This window comes from Dyadobacter sp. CY323 (assembly GCF_021390245.1).
Taxonomy (GTDB): domain Bacteria; phylum Bacteroidota; class Bacteroidia; order Cytophagales; family Spirosomataceae; genus Dyadobacter.
In genome coordinates, this window is the sequence record NZ_JAJUXH010000020.1 from 14,463 (window position 1) to 29,004 (window position 14,542).

Annotated in this window: 12 protein-coding genes and 1 tRNA gene; 7 read left to right on the top strand and 6 right to left on the bottom strand. The window is 45.8% G+C overall.

Annotated elements, in window-relative coordinates:
• Positions 1-161 precede the first annotated feature (161 nt).
• The 4 genes from LZG72_RS23235 (at position 162) to LZG72_RS23250 (ending at position 6,797) form a co-directional block, all read left to right on the top strand.
• Complete coding sequence (locus LZG72_RS23235) at positions 162-2,585, top strand: glycoside hydrolase family 2 TIM barrel-domain containing protein (RefSeq protein WP_233877528.1); 2,424 nt, start codon at positions 162-164, stop codon at positions 2,583-2,585.
• Positions 2,586-2,739: 154 nt separating this feature from the next.
• Complete coding sequence (locus LZG72_RS23240; protein WP_233877529.1) at positions 2,740-4,809, top strand: tetratricopeptide repeat-containing sensor histidine kinase; 2,070 nt, start codon at positions 2,740-2,742, stop codon at positions 4,807-4,809.
• Positions 4,810-4,941: 132 nt separating this feature from the next.
• The gene (locus LZG72_RS23245) at positions 4,942-6,078 is read left to right on the top strand and encodes a sensor histidine kinase (RefSeq protein ID WP_233877530.1); all 1,137 of its coding nucleotides are present in this window, start codon (positions 4,942-4,944) and stop codon (positions 6,076-6,078) included.
• The gene (locus tag LZG72_RS23250) at positions 6,075-6,797 is read left to right on the top strand and encodes a LytTR family DNA-binding domain-containing protein (protein ID WP_233877531.1); all 723 of its coding nucleotides are present in this window, start codon (positions 6,075-6,077) and stop codon (positions 6,795-6,797) included. The genes LZG72_RS23245 and LZG72_RS23250 overlap by 4 nt, the downstream gene beginning before the upstream one ends.
• A gap of 737 nt (positions 6,798-7,534) precedes the next feature.
• On the opposite strand, the gene LZG72_RS23255 is transcribed toward LZG72_RS23250, so the two are convergent.
• Positions 7,535-7,900, bottom strand: coding sequence for a DUF6980 family protein (locus LZG72_RS23255; RefSeq protein WP_233877532.1), 366 nt, complete (start codon positions 7,898-7,900; stop codon positions 7,535-7,537).
• Between the two features lie 401 nt (positions 7,901-8,301).
• Between LZG72_RS23255 and LZG72_RS23260 the strand changes: the two genes are divergently transcribed.
• Positions 8,302-8,889 carry a hypothetical protein gene (locus LZG72_RS23260; protein ID WP_233877533.1) on the top strand — a complete coding sequence of 196 codons (588 nt, stop codon included), beginning with the start codon at positions 8,302-8,304 and terminating at the stop codon, positions 8,887-8,889.
• 124 nt (positions 8,890-9,013) lie between these two features.
• On the opposite strand, the gene LZG72_RS23265 is transcribed toward LZG72_RS23260, so the two are convergent.
• Positions 9,014-10,246, bottom strand: coding sequence for a site-specific integrase (locus LZG72_RS23265; protein ID WP_233877534.1), 1,233 nt, complete (start codon positions 10,244-10,246; stop codon positions 9,014-9,016).
• 254 nt (positions 10,247-10,500) lie between these two features.
• A tRNA-Lys gene (locus LZG72_RS23270) sits at positions 10,501-10,573 on the bottom strand.
• 106 nt (positions 10,574-10,679) lie between these two features.
• Here LZG72_RS23270 and LZG72_RS23275 point away from each other — a divergent pair.
• Complete coding sequence (locus LZG72_RS23275; protein ID WP_233877535.1) at positions 10,680-11,414, top strand: SH3 domain-containing protein; 735 nt, start codon at positions 10,680-10,682, stop codon at positions 11,412-11,414.
• Between the two features lie 76 nt (positions 11,415-11,490).
• Complete coding sequence (locus LZG72_RS23280) at positions 11,491-11,955, top strand: CHRD domain-containing protein (RefSeq protein WP_233877536.1); 465 nt, start codon at positions 11,491-11,493, stop codon at positions 11,953-11,955.
• A gap of 54 nt (positions 11,956-12,009) precedes the next feature.
• On the opposite strand, the gene LZG72_RS23285 is transcribed toward LZG72_RS23280, so the two are convergent.
• From LZG72_RS23285 to LZG72_RS23295, 3 genes are all read right to left on the bottom strand, one after another.
• On the bottom strand, positions 12,010-13,245 hold the full coding sequence (locus tag LZG72_RS23285) for a DEAD/DEAH box helicase (protein ID WP_233877537.1): 1,236 nt from the start codon (positions 13,243-13,245) through the stop codon (positions 12,010-12,012).
• Between the two features lie 90 nt (positions 13,246-13,335).
• On the bottom strand, positions 13,336-13,635 hold the full coding sequence (locus LZG72_RS23290; protein WP_233877538.1) for a chaperone modulator CbpM: 300 nt from the start codon (positions 13,633-13,635) through the stop codon (positions 13,336-13,338).
• 11 nt (positions 13,636-13,646) lie between these two features.
• A complete protein-coding gene (locus LZG72_RS23295; RefSeq protein ID WP_233877539.1) occupies positions 13,647-14,522 on the bottom strand; it encodes a DnaJ C-terminal domain-containing protein in 876 nt (291 codons plus the stop codon).
• Between the last annotated feature and the right edge of the window lie 20 nt (positions 14,523-14,542).

Genomic DNA, 14,542 nt, shown 5'->3' on the forward strand with positions numbered 1-14,542 from the left:
TTCTTTCATAAGAATCCATATGGATTTTGCATTAACCCCGACCATACAGATTGAAACGTATTGTCAAAATCAGCCTGTGCGAACGGGCGGTTGCAATTGATCTGGCCAGCCGGCCGGTTGATCCGGCACGCAATGGTTTTTTAATTTTCTAATAAATGCAAATGAAAACGATACTGCTGGCAGCCTGTCTGCTGATTCCGGTTCTTGCCAAATCGCAGGTCAAAATAGCCCGAAAACAACTATTCAATGCGGATTGGGTGTTTTTGAAAGACAGTACCATTCAGGCCGAAAAGCCAGGCTATGATGATAAAAGCTGGCGAAAGCTGGATCTCCCGCACGACTGGAGCATCGAAGACCTGCCAAATCAGAGTACCGATCGTGTGATCGGACCGTTCTCGCGGGAAAGCGTTGGCGGGACTTCCACAGGTTATACCGTCGGCGGCACGGGCTGGTACCGTAAGTCCTTCACCCTCGGTAATGCTGAAAAGAACAAGCAGATCAGTATTCATTTTGAAGGTTCCTACATGGAAACCGATGTATGGCTGAATGGCAGGCACCTGGGTTTTCATCCCAACGGTTATACACCTTATTCATACGATCTTACAAAATATCTGTTGCCGACCGGACAGAAAAATGTATTGGCGGTGCGGGTTAAGAATATCGGGCAAAACACGCGCTGGTACACGGGTTCCGGCCTTTATCGACATGTTTGGTTAAATGTGATAGAACCGGTACACATCGCCGAAGCAGGCCTTGTAATCACGACGCCCGAGGTTTCGGAAATGGCATCGAAGGTGCGCGTGAAAGTGAACATCAGCCATGCAAATGGCTCGAAGTTTCCTCTGTTTGTAGAAACTACTCTTCTGTCGCCGGCAGGAATGCAGGTTAAAGACATTAAAACAACAGCTACGGCCAGTTCGGTCGGCGGGCAGGAGATTACCGTTGCAAAGCCCGCCTTGTGGTCTCCCGAAACACCGCATTTGTATCAGGCGAAAGTGGTTTTGATTTCCGGGAAAAAGCGATTGGATAGTCTCATTACTTCCTTTGGCATCCGGTCAATCCGTTTTAATGCAAAAGAAGGATTTGTATTGAATGGGAAAAGGGTTTTACTGAAAGGTGGCTGCGTGCATCATGATAACGGCCCGCTGGGCGCCGTAGCTATCGACCGCGCCGAAGAACGGAAAGCAGAACTTTTGAAAGCGAATGGGTTTAATGCGGTAAGGTCCAGTCATAACCCGCCTTCCACGAGTTTTCTGGATGCCTGCGACCGGCTCGGATTGCTGGTGATCGATGAAGCGTTTGATATGTGGCAACATCCCAAAAAACCGCAGGATTATCACCGTTTTTTCGCCGAATGGTGGCAGCGCGACCTGGCAGCCATGATCGAACGCGACCGTAACCATCCGTCCGTGATCATGTGGAGCATTGGAAATGAGATCTTTGAACGCGCAGATTCTTCGGGATTACGTATCACGAAGAATCTGGTAGACGAAGCCCACAGGCTAGATCCGACACGCCCTGTTACCGAGGCACTCTGCGTTTTCTGGCAGCATCCCGGCAAAACCTGGACAGACTCCGATCCTGCATTTGCATTACTGGACGTCGGCGGCTACAACTATGAATGGAAAAATTATGAATCCGATCACGCACGCCACCCCAACCGCGTGATACTCGGAACGGAAACCTTTGCCAGTGAGGCACTTGAAAATTGGAACATGGTCGAAAAGCATCCGTATGTGATCGGGGACTTTGTATGGACAGCAATGGACTATATGGGCGAGACAGCCATCGGTCACACACTTTCAGAACCAAAATCCAATAAAGACAAGATTCCTGCCGTACTTCCCTGGCCGTGGTATAACGCCTGGTGCGGCGATCTGGACCTGATCGGTTTTAAGAAACCGCAGTCTTATTACAGGGACGTGGTATGGCGAAACCGGGCGGTTACCATGGCCGTTCATAGCGGCATTCCCGAAGGAATGAAGGAATCGGTGACCAACTGGGGCTGGCCGGATGAACATCAAAGCTGGTCCTGGGCGGCGGAGGAAGGAAAGCCCATGCAAGTCCGTGTTTTCTCACGAAGTCCATTGGTACGGCTGGAATTGAATGGCAAACTGATCGGCGAGCAAACGATCGCGGACAGTACCATTACTGCGGTATTTACAGTGCCTTATCAGCCAGGCGAACTGAAAGCAAGGTCTTTTGACAAAGGAAACGAATCGGGTTCGTTTAGCTTGAAAACGGCCGGAAAGCCCAGTCGGTTGAGCATTAAGGCTGATCGGAGTGCGATTAAGGCCGACCGGAACGACCTGTCTTATGTGGCCGTCGAGGTAGTGGATGACTCCGGCAATGTAGTGGCGGGCCCGGCCGTACAGGTCTCTTTCGAACTCAGAGGAAATGCGGAGCTGGCCGGTGCAGGTAATGCGAACCCGACAGGTCCGGCTAGTTTTCAACGATCGTACACATCCACATTTCGTGGCAGGTGCCTGGCCATTGTTCGTCCCAAAGGCTCAAAAGGAAGTGTAGTCTTAAAAGCAGCTGCCCCCGGGTTGGAAAGTGCAGAGCTGCGGTTAGAGATGGAATGAATTGCGGGCGAGTAGTTACTGCGGGTGATGTGTAGTCATTTAACTACTTAAATTTTTTCTACAACTGTGATAAATAATTTCTGCGTAGATTTTGCGGATTTAAAGCGCCACGGATCGAAGATAAAGTATCGACATATCGCAGTGAACAGTCGCAATGAACCGTTTGTACCTATTTTTTTACACGACCCAGTTGCGCATTATTCTCATCCATCTTTTACTACTCTGGAATCTCACTGGATGCCAGCGGTCCGTCGAACCGGATCACGGGGACCGGCTAAAAACATGGATCGACAGCCTGGATCGCAGCTCTCGAAGAATCGGCATTAAAAAGGCTGTAATGCGGCTCGATTCGTTCATGGCAGCGATGGGCAAACCTGCTCTCAGCGACCGGATTCAGTATTATAAGTTTATGAAAGTATTGAGTCACCGGGATTCTACACTTGCCCAAAATGCGCTGATTTATACCGACAGCCTGCTGCAACTGTTTTCACCTTCTTCTATCCGTGAAAAATACCCGATTGAATACTCGAAAGCCTTGCTTTTAAAAGGAGACGATTTGTTGAAACAAAGAGAATTTTATCAGGCATACCGGAATTACTACAATGGGAAATCTTTCCTGACCGGACTGGGTGAGATTTGTGAATGCGCCCGATACAGCAGCCGGATTGCCAATATTTCCTTCAAAGAAGGTAATTACTATCAGGCTATCGAATACTGGAAACAGGAACTTAAAGAACTGTCTGAATGCCGTGAACCAGACAATTTTCAGCTTCAATTTATCGAAAAGCAGGGGAGTCTGCGGAATATCGGGATTGCTCACCTTTTCAGGAATGAGCCTGAGATCGCATTGCGCTATTTCCAGCAGGCAATGGATTTCATCGACAAACATGCCCCCGAATTTCCTCGAGAAACGAATTTTATCAAATTTGCCCGGCTTGTCATTAAACGAAATCAGGCTGAGGCATATGCATTAAAAGGTGAAACAAAGGTCGCCGAGAGACTTATAAAAAGCTGCCTGGAACATGATAACGAAATCGACTGGTCTTTGGAAGTGGAGAAAGAATCGCGCGTAACTCTGGCCAGGCTGTATATTGATTCAAAACGATATTCCCGGGCAGAGGAACAATTGTCCATTCTGAAAAGCTTGCCGGGAGCATCGGACCCTGTTGCCAGTGATGGATTGTACCGGAAACTGGAAGCTGCTATTTTGTTTGGTCAAGGGAAGTTTGAAGATGCAGGCAAGTTGTTGATAGCTAATATGGAACGGGACCGTATTGAACAATTGAGGAAAAATGCAGAAAATAAAAGCGATGTCGGGCAGCTACTTCAGCAGATCCAGCGTCAACACGAGATTGAGCTTGCCACTGAAAAGGATGCGCGGGAAGAACTGATCCTGAAATTCGCAATCCTGATCTCAATTACGCTGAGTGTGATTGTTTACCTCATTTGGCGAAATGCCCTGAAAACCATCAAAAATATCAAGGCTGTAACGAAATTGAATAAGGCCATCACGCAGAGGAATATCGTTTTGCAGGACACAGTCAATGCATTGGAACAGGCCGAGATTGAAAATGAAGCTGTATTAAGGATTGTCGCGCACGATCTGCGGAGTCCCATTGCTGCGATGATATCGGCATCCCATCTGGTTTTCTGGGAGCACTTGCCAACCGAAGACCAGCTCGAAATAATTACCGCCATTCAGGATTCTGGTGATATGGCGAATGCATTGATCGGTCAGATACTCCAGTCGAGCTCGGACCGGGAAAAAATTTCCAAAATTGATGTTGCCTTGCAAGAGATTGTGCAATCCTGCATCGATATGCTTCAGCATAAGGCCAATGAAAAGCAACAGGTTCTGGATTTTCATTATGAAGAAGTTACAGTACCGGTCGACCGGGAAAAGATATGGCGGGTGTTCTGCAACCTGCTTAGTAATGCGATCAAATTTTCAGAGCCGGGCAGCACGGTGTGGGTCAATTTGGAAAGAAAAAACGAACAGGTTGTGCTGTCTGTCAGGGACAATGGAATCGGGATACCTGAGAACCTGAAAGATGAGATTTTTCTTCCCTCGAACAAGGCGCGAAGATCGGGAACGGCCGGTGAGCAATCCTTTGGTATCGGACTCTCGATTTGCAGGCAAATAGTTGATGCACACGGAGGAAGGATCTGGTTTGAATCCGCCAAAGGCGCAGGAACTACTTTTTTCGTACAACTCCCGGTCTAATCGATTGCTTACATTGTCTGAAGAACCTTTTCAGCAATGAGAGATAGCCAAGCTTCGTTCGTCGACGCAACATGGTTTCTGTCGACTAATCCATGTCGCACAACTCCGACCATTTAATTAATTGCTAACCTTGTGGCACTACTTACTTCCCGGATAAAGGCACAAAAATCATTGAAGGTGAAACCCGGCCCACATCTTTTAAATAATCCTGTTCTTCGGCAACTGCTGTTCTGGATTTCGGCGGTTTTGTTGCTGTTACTTATTTATGGTACCGCTTTTCAGGATTACCGGCTCGGCATTACCACGGTTTTGCTTCTGCTGCCCGTGCATATCTGCTATTATTACTTTCTCTGCGGACCAGTTTTAACCCGGTTATTCTTACCCGGGAAATATTTACAGACCGTTTTTTCGGTACTGGGATGTTTGTTTCTGGCCGCCGTCCTGTACCGGCTCGATGAGATTTTTATAGCCGATCCGTATGTTTATCAATACTACAAATGCAGGGACAGCGGTTTTACCTGGTCAAAATTGGACGGGACGTGGGTGGAGCAGCTCTTGCGGCCGGTCGATTTTGTGAATGCAGTGGAAAGGAGCAATGTGGTCGTTTGGATTGGCGTGGCTCTTAAATTTGTTGTTTTGTGGTATGAGCGAAGGGAGGCGGCTTTTCAGGCGGAGTTGAATTTTCTGAGGAGCCAGCTGCATCCGCATTTCCTATTCAACTCACTCAACAACCTGTACGCTTTTGCGCTGGCGGGATCTGCGAAAACGACGGAAATCATCTTGCAGATCTCGAATGTGCTGCGTTACATGCTTTACGAATGTTCAGCTGAAAAGGTGCTGCTCAAAAGGGATGTTGAAATATTGCACGATTACATCATGCTTGAGAAAGTGCGCTACGAGAGCAGGCTAGATCTGAATTGGTCGGTCACCGGCGACATCCATATGCAGCGGATCACCCCTTTACTGATGTTCCCATTAGTGGAAAATGCATTTAAACACGGTGCAAGTGAAACTGTGGAGATGCCCTGGATCAACATTGAGCTGCGTGTGCAGGCGCAAAACCTGATATTTAGGATCAGTAACAGCAAACCGGATGTGCAGGACTTGGCGCAGCACGCTGATGATTCGGTCAGGATCGGGCTGGAAAACATTCAGAAAAGGCTCGATCTCATTTATGCCGGCATGTACCGTTTTGAATGGTTTAATGAACCGGATATGTTTATTGCCGAACTGGAAGTTTCCCTGGACCCGCAAAAAAGTAGTTTATGAAAATCAGGACGCTGGTTGTCGATGACGAGCCTCATGCTATTGATGTGATAGAGACGTACGCCGGGCATCTGCCGGAAATCGAAATTATCGGTACTTGTTCGAATGCAATTTCTGCTTCCAATATGCTGCGGACAGCAGATGTTGATCTGATGTTTCTGGATGTGAAAATGCCCGGCCTATCGGGCACCGATTTACTCCGCAGCCTGAACTCGCCGCCCATGGTGGTATTAACCACCGCCTACCCCGATTATGCCCTGGACGGGTTCGAGCTGGACATTGTCGATTATTTGTTGAAGCCGATTCCCCTGCCCAGGTTTTTGCGGGCGATGGAAAAGGTAATGTTTACATTCAAAGGTCTGAATCCGGCGCAACCCTTACCGCCGGACATGTCAGCCGAGCAGGTTCCGGACTATTACCTTTATCTGCGCATTGAAAGAAGGTTTGTGAAGGTCAATACAAAAGATATTCTTTGGATCGAAAGCATTAAAGATTATATCAAGGTAGTTACGGGCAATGAGGTTTTTGTTTCCAAACAGAAGATCAGCATGGCCGAGAAGTTGCTGCCCATTGGAAAGTTCATGCGCATACATCGCTCCTTCATTGTGCCTGTTGACAAAGTCCAAAGCATACATGCCAGCTATGTGGTGGTTTTGGGATTTAAAGTCCCTGTTGGCCGGAACTACAAGTCCGAATGCCTTCGGCAGTTTCTTCCCGGGTGATTTGGAGCTTCTCAGACGCTTCATGATTGGCTTTGAATTTTTGCAAATGCCTCTGTAAAAGAATGGCCTGAAGTTTTTCGTAAATCCGTTTAACATGCGTGCGTACAGAATCCGCTAGTGAAAAAGGAAAGGGAAATTTCTGGTGAGTAAAATTTGCAGATTCCCGAACTCACGAATTACTCACCAAAAATTAGCTAAAAATTGAATATTTTGGCATAACCCGGAAAAGAAAAAAGCCTGCTAATCTGTTGATCTGCAGGCTTTTGATGCTTTTTGTTACTTCTTTAAGTGATCCCGCTAGGATTCGAACCGCCCGGCGGCCCGGCCAGGACCCATACATTAAAAGTGGACGCCGCGCGGTGCCGCATCGGCGAACCGATTGCTCTACCAGCTGAGCTACGGAATCGACGAGGCTTTATACAAGAAAGGCGCCCTTTGAGGCGCCTTATGTGATCCCGCTGGGATCATACTTTTTGAAGTAACAAATTGCTTATCAAGTGGTTGTGCCCTGCGAAATCCTATACTCAACGCGTCACTCACCAATTTGTGGTGATCGGCTTGCAATTAGCATAAATATATGAAAACTATGAGATTCATTTGTCAGCAACCCTTTAAGCGAATTGTTCAGCAGCTTACATCCGACCGATTGCGGCCGACATTAAACCGCTGAATTGAAAGCACTTATTTTATAAGACCGGATTAACCTCTTGTTTGTTCGGCTACAAACAAGGTCGCAATTATGTCACAGATAGCTTTTTCCCGCACCAAGGGCAAAAATCGATTTTGATATAGGAATTCCCTCCATCATGAATGGGAAGACCAAAATCAATTCTTTTATGTGTGATTACTGAATCATAATTTATCGGATTTTCTAGCGTGGCCTTCTTGTCCTCAATAAGATGATATGCCATTTTCAGGCAGCAATATTTCTTGTAGTTAATACCAGCATCTTTGATTTTTTGCTTGAAATACCAATCGCCACAATCTTTGTTTAGCCCTATAGCCTCTACATAGGCCTCATATTCAGCAGTTTGCCATACGTCTCCAGGAAGAGGCAAGTCATTGAAAGTCTTGAAGTATTTTTTGAACAACGTTAGCTTCATTGGTAAACTTAGGACAGAACATGGATTTGTCGACTCGACTTTACAAAGATAGAATCTTGCCCTGCAAATGTTACTTCCGTCAAAAGTGTGAATGTGAGAAATATTATTAGCGGGCAGAGGGGGGTGAACAGCTGCTTTAAATCTTTCACGTTTAGCTAACCCTGACTATTCTTACACATCTTGTTACAGAGTAATCTCGGGTGGAGTCTGGTTGCGACATTAAAATATTTATAAATTCCCCCGCCTGCGACTCCGGAGCGTTTGGGCGGGCCAGATTAGTTGTAACACAAACTGACATCTGGCCGATTGCGGGTAAGAGGCAATCCACGCTTAAGCAATCTCAATTTGGCTGTGAACGGAAGAAGGAAAAGTTATAATGGTCAGTTTTATAATCCGTCTGGTTGTGGCACAAAATCAGGCAGTTGCTCAAAGATTATCATCTGACGACAGCGTTAAATTCAGAGCTGTTGACGAGGGATATGGTAAATGCTTATATTCACGCTGAATCGAATTTATGTACGATGTATTGGCAAGAAAAAATTGACCGTATTGGAATTCAGTTTGCTCTGGCGGATTTCAATAGGCATTTCACAGATTGGCCCGAGATTCTGAAAACCTTGGAGAGTCGTTTCATAATTAAGCGCGATTTGAACTCTCGTTTCTCCAACTGGTCAGAACAGTTCAAGTCCCCAACTGTGATCCGAGCTATGCGTCGGGAGGACATCGGTGGCAAAATCGATAGACTGGATCACAATTGCAACTACTGGGTGATTCTCATGCACGGCGATTATCCAACAGCAAAGCAGGTCGTGTACGATTGCAAGCCGATCGTGATACAATCTCTGATTGAAGTAAGTGTAGGTGATTTATTTATTGGAGATAAAAAGTATAACTGGCTTGTTCAATTTCACCAGACGGCAAGTAATACAGTTTCTTTGGTTAAATCTGGTAAACATGAGACGCCATTTGAAAAGAGGTCTGATAGCTAAAAAAATGACTAAACGCTGGAAGTTGAATTGATAGTTTTTTCCATAATTTTCTTCCCTGTTTTCACCTTCTCTCTCGCGATCCCCTCTCACAAACTGGAGGGGTCGTGAGAGAGAAGGTGCAGCGCTAGCCTTCCGTGCCAGATCGCTTTGAAAGCAGCCCTTTCAAAGCCTGCATATCCTCGCTAACCTTCGTATCCAGAATCTTCGCATAAATCTGAGTAGTACGAATATTTGTATGCCCAAGCATTTTCGAAACGCTTTCAATCGGCACACCGTTCTGCAAGGTTATAGTTGTAGCGAACGTATGCCTGGCTACGTGTGAAGTGAGAACTTTGTCGATCCCACAGATCACAGCAATCTCTTTTAGATAATCATTCATCTTCTGGTTACTCGGCACAGGAAGAACCAACCCACGAGACTCGCAAAGCGGATGTTCCTTATATCGATTAATAATTTGAAGCGCTTCTGGCAGTAATGGAATATGCGATTTGACATTCGTTTTTGTCCGCTGGCTGAAAATCCATTGCTCACCGTCAATCCCTCGTGCTATCTGACTTCTTTCGAGCTTCTGAATGTCAGAATAAGCCAGACCGGTGAAGCAACAAAAGAGAAAGGTATCCCGCACTTGGGCTAGCCGATCACTGGCGAATTCCTTATTTGCCATCAGGTCAAGTTCAGCTCTGGTGAGGATCGCCTTGTCAACCTTCTTGAACTTACCCTTGAAGTTTAAATACGGATCAAGGTTCATCCAACCATTGCCCAGACAGATATTGACAATCTTGCGGAACATCTTCATGTGTTTGACCACCGCATTGTTTCCCATCTTACGAACAGAGCGCAGATAAAACTCGTAGTCGGCGATGAAAGCGAAATCGATGCGGCTGAGATCAAAATCAGTTGTGTTGAAGTGGCCTTTCAGGAATGCGAGCGTGTGACGTTCGAGTACTTTGTAGCGGTTGAATGTACCGACCGCATATTCCTGGCCGATTAATACTTTCATCCGCTCGTTATGGTCAGCTATCACCGCCATCAATAGCCGCTGTTTGGGGCCGACGCCTAAAAACTTGTTTTTGATTGTTTCCGCAGTCACCAAAGCATTGTCACGAACCAACGCGGCGTGCGCATCCAACAATTGCTGCTCTAAGTTGCCAAGATAAGCATTGACCGATTTCACAGACTCTTTCGCCCCGGTAACTTGTCCTGCAACGGCATTCCACCGACCAGGCTCACATTCTCGCCCGGTTGTGAACTCCGCTCTCTTACTTTCAACCGTAATCCGCAAATAAATCGGTACAGGTCCTTTTTGATAGTTTTTCGGCTTCTTCAAATAGAAAAGCAGACTGATCTTTGTTTTCATACCCTTTTTCAGGTTAAAAAGTTGAACAAAAGTAGTCTTGCAAGCCCTTACAGCACAAGATGTTTACACGGTAAACAAGTTGTTATACAATGAGTTACAGCGATTTTGGTGAGTAAAATTGGCAGATTGTCTAACTCACCGAATTACTCACCAAAAATTTGTAGAGAATTGAATGTTTTGGGATAATACGGAAAACAAAAAACCTGCAATCGTTTGATTTGCAGGCTTTTGATGCTTTTTGTTATTTCTTCAAGTGATCCCGCTGGGATTCGAACCCAGGACCCATACATTAAAAGTGTATTGCTCTACCAGCTGAGCTACGGAATCCTTTAATTTTTTGGCTTTTTTGACGAAGCTTAGAAAATTACAATTGTTGGATTAACCCAGTGCTTTTCCGTAATTGCGATGCAAAAGTAGAATTCTAAAAACTATAATGCAAGCCCCACACAATAAATACCTGTTTCTCGTTGCATTCCTATATTCGATTTTGGGATTTACATCGGCTCGTTGCGCCGACAAACCGGAGTTGAAAATGGCTGATTCTCTGTTCGCTATGGCGCGGTATCCGGAGTCATTGGTTTTGTACAAAAAAAATTTCAGCAAGGACGAAAAAAATAGTCAGGCGCTACTTCTTAAACTGGCCTTTCTGTCTGAAAAAACAAATAATTACTCGGACTGCCTGTTTTATCTCAGCAAACTCGCACTTGTTAATCCGTCCCGCAGGCTTTTTGAGAAAATGGATAAGCTGGCGGAAGAACAGAATCTAAGTGGCTATGAGTTTGATGATTACAACTATTTTATTATTTTTTATAGAAGATATGGCGGTTACATTCCAATATTGCTTCTAACTTTGGGCACCTACATTGTAGTGATTATGGTTACAAAAGCGCGGCGGATGGAGCCTGTTTTACAAATTCACAAGATTTCCATCGTCGTTTATTTGCTTGCGTTGCTGGCCATCGTCAATGTACCTTCGCTTTATCAGACCTGTATTATCGTCAATGAAAATACATTTCTCAGGGAAGAACCTTCCTCCGCAGCTTCGGTTGTGGAACGGGTAGGGAAGGGGCATAAGTTAACCATAATCGGGTCTGTGGATCACTGGAACAGGGTAATCTGGAACAGCAGGATTGTTTACATCCGCAAAAGTGATTTATGGAATATCTGAATGAGATGTGGTATCATTTTTGCTGCGTATGACTTTGTGTGTATATTTAAGCGTTAAATTTTTAAATTACTGATGTATGAAAAAGCCAATGAAACAATTTTTACTATTGATCGCCGGTGTTGTAATGTTAGGATTTGTTTCTTCGTGTTCCGATGAGGGGCCTCACAAAGACGACATTGTCAAATTCTCCGCCGTTATAAATAGTAGCCCAACTGTTCCCAAAGCAACATCATCTGGCCAAGGCACCGGTGTCTTTGAATATAACAAAGCTACCATGGAGCTTAAATACAACATTACTTATCAGAACGTTACGCCGACTTCGGTAAATATCCATAGTGCGAACCCGGCTTGGGAAGCTGGTCCGATCCTTTTCCCATTGGCTTCAAAGCCGACAGGAAATCAGGTGCAGGGAACGCAGAAGCTCAATACTGAACAGCAAACCATGCTAATCCTGGGAATGTTGTATGTCAACATCCCTACTGCGCAAAATGTTTTCGGAGAAATCCGTGGTCAGATTATTGCTGACAAATTCGAAGAATAATCGTTTTTAACTCGATTAAAAAAGGCTGCGGAACATTCCCGCAGCCTTTTTTAGTTATTTTTTCTTCTTCTTTTTCTTCAAACTTTCGTAATCCTCCACTTCTTTCATCAAAGCTTTCAAATCGCCGGAAGTATCCGCGGTGAAGTCAAGTGTCTGGGAATAATCCGACGAGCTGATCGAAACCACGTCAATGGGTTTGTCGAGATACGTCTGGATCTCATCCAGCAGAGGTTTTTCTTCCGGACTTGCAAAAGAAACCGCAAGTCCTTTCTGCGTCCCGCGCCCCGTCCGGCCGACGCGGTGAACGTAATTTTCGGGCTGTTCCGGCAAATCGTAATTCACGACATAATCTACATTCGGAATATCGATCCCTCTGGCACTGACATCGGTGGCGATCAAAATCTTGATTGTACCCTTTTTAAATTCATTCATCGCTACCAGCCGGTCTGCCTGCTCCTTATCACCGTGGATGGTCACGCTTTTAATTTCCATTCTTTCGAGCGCGCTGTAAACCCGTTCCGCGCGAACTTTGGTGCGAACAAAAACCAGGATTTTGCTTTCGGGATGTTCTTTAATGATCCGTTCCAGAAAAAACCGTTTATCGTCCATTGCCACATATGCGACGGAATGGTTGATATTTCGTGCCACCGGGTTATTGGGGGAAATCTGAATGCGTATGGCGTTCCGAACGAGCGAGTAAGCGAGCTTTTTAATGCGCTCATTAATGGTAGCCGAAAAAAACAGGGTTTGTCTGTTTTTCGGAAGAAATTTGATCAGATCCTGAATGTCCTTGATAAAACCAAGATCAAGCATGTGGTCGGCTTCGTCGAGGATCAGTGTTTCGATCCGGTCCAGTTTGATGTGACCCTGACTTACCAGATCGAACATACGGCCCGGAGTCGATACCAAAATATCAATGCCTTTTTCCAGCTTGGCGATTTGCGGGTCCTGATCCACGCCTCCAAACACGCTAAATGCTTTTACCCGGGTATGCCTTGCGATGAGATTAAATACCTCCGTGATCTGGATCGCGAGCTCGCGGGTCGGCACCATTACGACGCATTTAATACCCTCTGAGCGGCTGGAAGTCTTCTGTTTGTGCAGCTTATCAACAACCGGAATAGCAAATGCAGCGGTTTTTCCTGTTCCCGTCTGAGCAATCGCTAAAACATCTTCTCCTTTAATAATGGCCGGAATGGCCTTAAACTGAATATCGGTTGGACGTTTGAAGCCGGCTGTCTCCAGACTTCGTTTGATCTCTGCCGCAATGTGGTAATCTTCAAATTTCATAAATAACGGATTTTGCAAACCGGTCCAATCCTGGCTGCAACACTATAAAGTGCGCAAAGATACGCCCGTTATCGCCGAAAGAAAGTTTTATCACAAACCCGGCTCATAGAACCTGAGCTTGTTCCGGAGTGAAACGATCTCCCGGTCGAGGGAATCGATGCGGTCGAGCAGGGAATTTACGGCGCCGATCCCCGCCAGATTGATGTCCAGATCGTGATGCAGGCGCACCATCCGTTCCAGTTTGTATAATTGTGGGATTTCCAGGAAACGGTGATCGTCCACGACCACCGTCTCGATCAGTTCATTGTTCCGCAACGATTCTACAAAGGAATATTCCACATTATAGAAGGTGCAAAATGTTTCTATCGCTATCAATTGATCATTTTCCATAGCGTGATGGATTAGGATTTAGCTAATTCTGTAAACAGTTCTTTCTGGCGCTCGGTTAAATTTGTCGGGATTTTTACATCGAAAGTAACGTACAGATCTCCAAACTGTCCCTCTTTTTTGTAAACCGGAAAACCCTTTCCTTTCAGGCGGACGATACTTCCATTCTGTGTTTCAGGTTTAACCGGCAGTTTCAATTTTCCGCTCAATGTCTCGATGACCAGATCGCCGCCCAATACAGCGGTATATAAATCCACTTCGGCTTTGAGATGAAGATCATTGCCCGATCTTCGCAGTTTACTATCCGGCTCAATGCTAAATGTAATGAACAAATCCCCGTCGGGGCCACCGTTTGTGCCTTTTCCTCCATGGCCTGCAATCTTGATCGTTTGCCCGTTTTCGATCCCGGCCGGAATGGTAATGCGGATATTCCTCCCGTTTACCGTTAATGTTTGTTTGTGTGCTTCGTAAGCATCACGCAAGGTGAGATTTACGTCGGCCTGATAATCCTGCCCGCGGTAACGCGCGCCGCGTCCGCCTCCGCTAAACCCGCTCCCGGATCCGAACATGGATTCAAAAAAGTCTGAGAACTGGTCGCCGCCGCCTGTAAACCCTTGCCCGCCCGCATTTCCACGGGATTGTCTTGCCCGCTCAAATTCCTCGCTATGCTGCCAATCCTTGCCATATTGGTCATATTTTTTGCGTTTTTCTGGGTCGCTCAATACTTCATTGGCTTCATTTAATTGCTGGAATTTTTTCTGCGCCTCTTTATCGTTTGGGTTGAGATCGGGGTGGTATTTTCTTGCAAGCTTACGATATGCGTTTTTAATTGCTTTGTCGTCAGCCGTTTTGTCCAGTTCTAATATTTGATAATAATCTACAAAAGCCATATTGCTTTAATGCCTGTTTA

What these genes read in the sequence shown, in the direction of transcription:
- LZG72_RS23235 (WP_233877528.1), top strand. Translation starts at nt 162, where the DNA reads ATGAAAACGATACTGCTGGCAGCCTGTCTGCTGATTCCGGTTCTTGCC.
- LZG72_RS23240 (WP_233877529.1), top strand. Translation starts at nt 2,740, where the DNA reads ATGAACCGTTTGTACCTATTTTTTTACACGACCCAGTTGCGCATTATT.
- LZG72_RS23250 (WP_233877531.1), top strand. Translation starts at nt 6,075, where the DNA reads ATGAAAATCAGGACGCTGGTTGTCGATGACGAGCCTCATGCTATTGAT.
- LZG72_RS23255 (WP_233877532.1), bottom strand. Translation starts at nt 7,900, where the DNA reads ATGAAGCTAACGTTGTTCAAAAAATACTTCAAGACTTTCAATGACTTG.
- LZG72_RS23265 (WP_233877534.1), bottom strand. Translation starts at nt 10,246, where the DNA reads ATGAAAACAAAGATCAGTCTGCTTTTCTATTTGAAGAAGCCGAAAAAC.
- LZG72_RS23275 (WP_233877535.1), top strand. Translation starts at nt 10,680, where the DNA reads ATGCAAGCCCCACACAATAAATACCTGTTTCTCGTTGCATTCCTATAT.
- LZG72_RS23280 (WP_233877536.1), top strand. Translation starts at nt 11,491, where the DNA reads ATGAAAAAGCCAATGAAACAATTTTTACTATTGATCGCCGGTGTTGTA.
- LZG72_RS23285 (WP_233877537.1), bottom strand. Translation starts at nt 13,245, where the DNA reads ATGAAATTTGAAGATTACCACATTGCGGCAGAGATCAAACGAAGTCTG.
- LZG72_RS23290 (WP_233877538.1), bottom strand. Translation starts at nt 13,635, where the DNA reads ATGGAAAATGATCAATTGATAGCGATAGAAACATTTTGCACCTTCTAT.
- LZG72_RS23295 (WP_233877539.1), bottom strand. Translation starts at nt 14,522, where the DNA reads ATGGCTTTTGTAGATTATTATCAAATATTAGAACTGGACAAAACGGCT.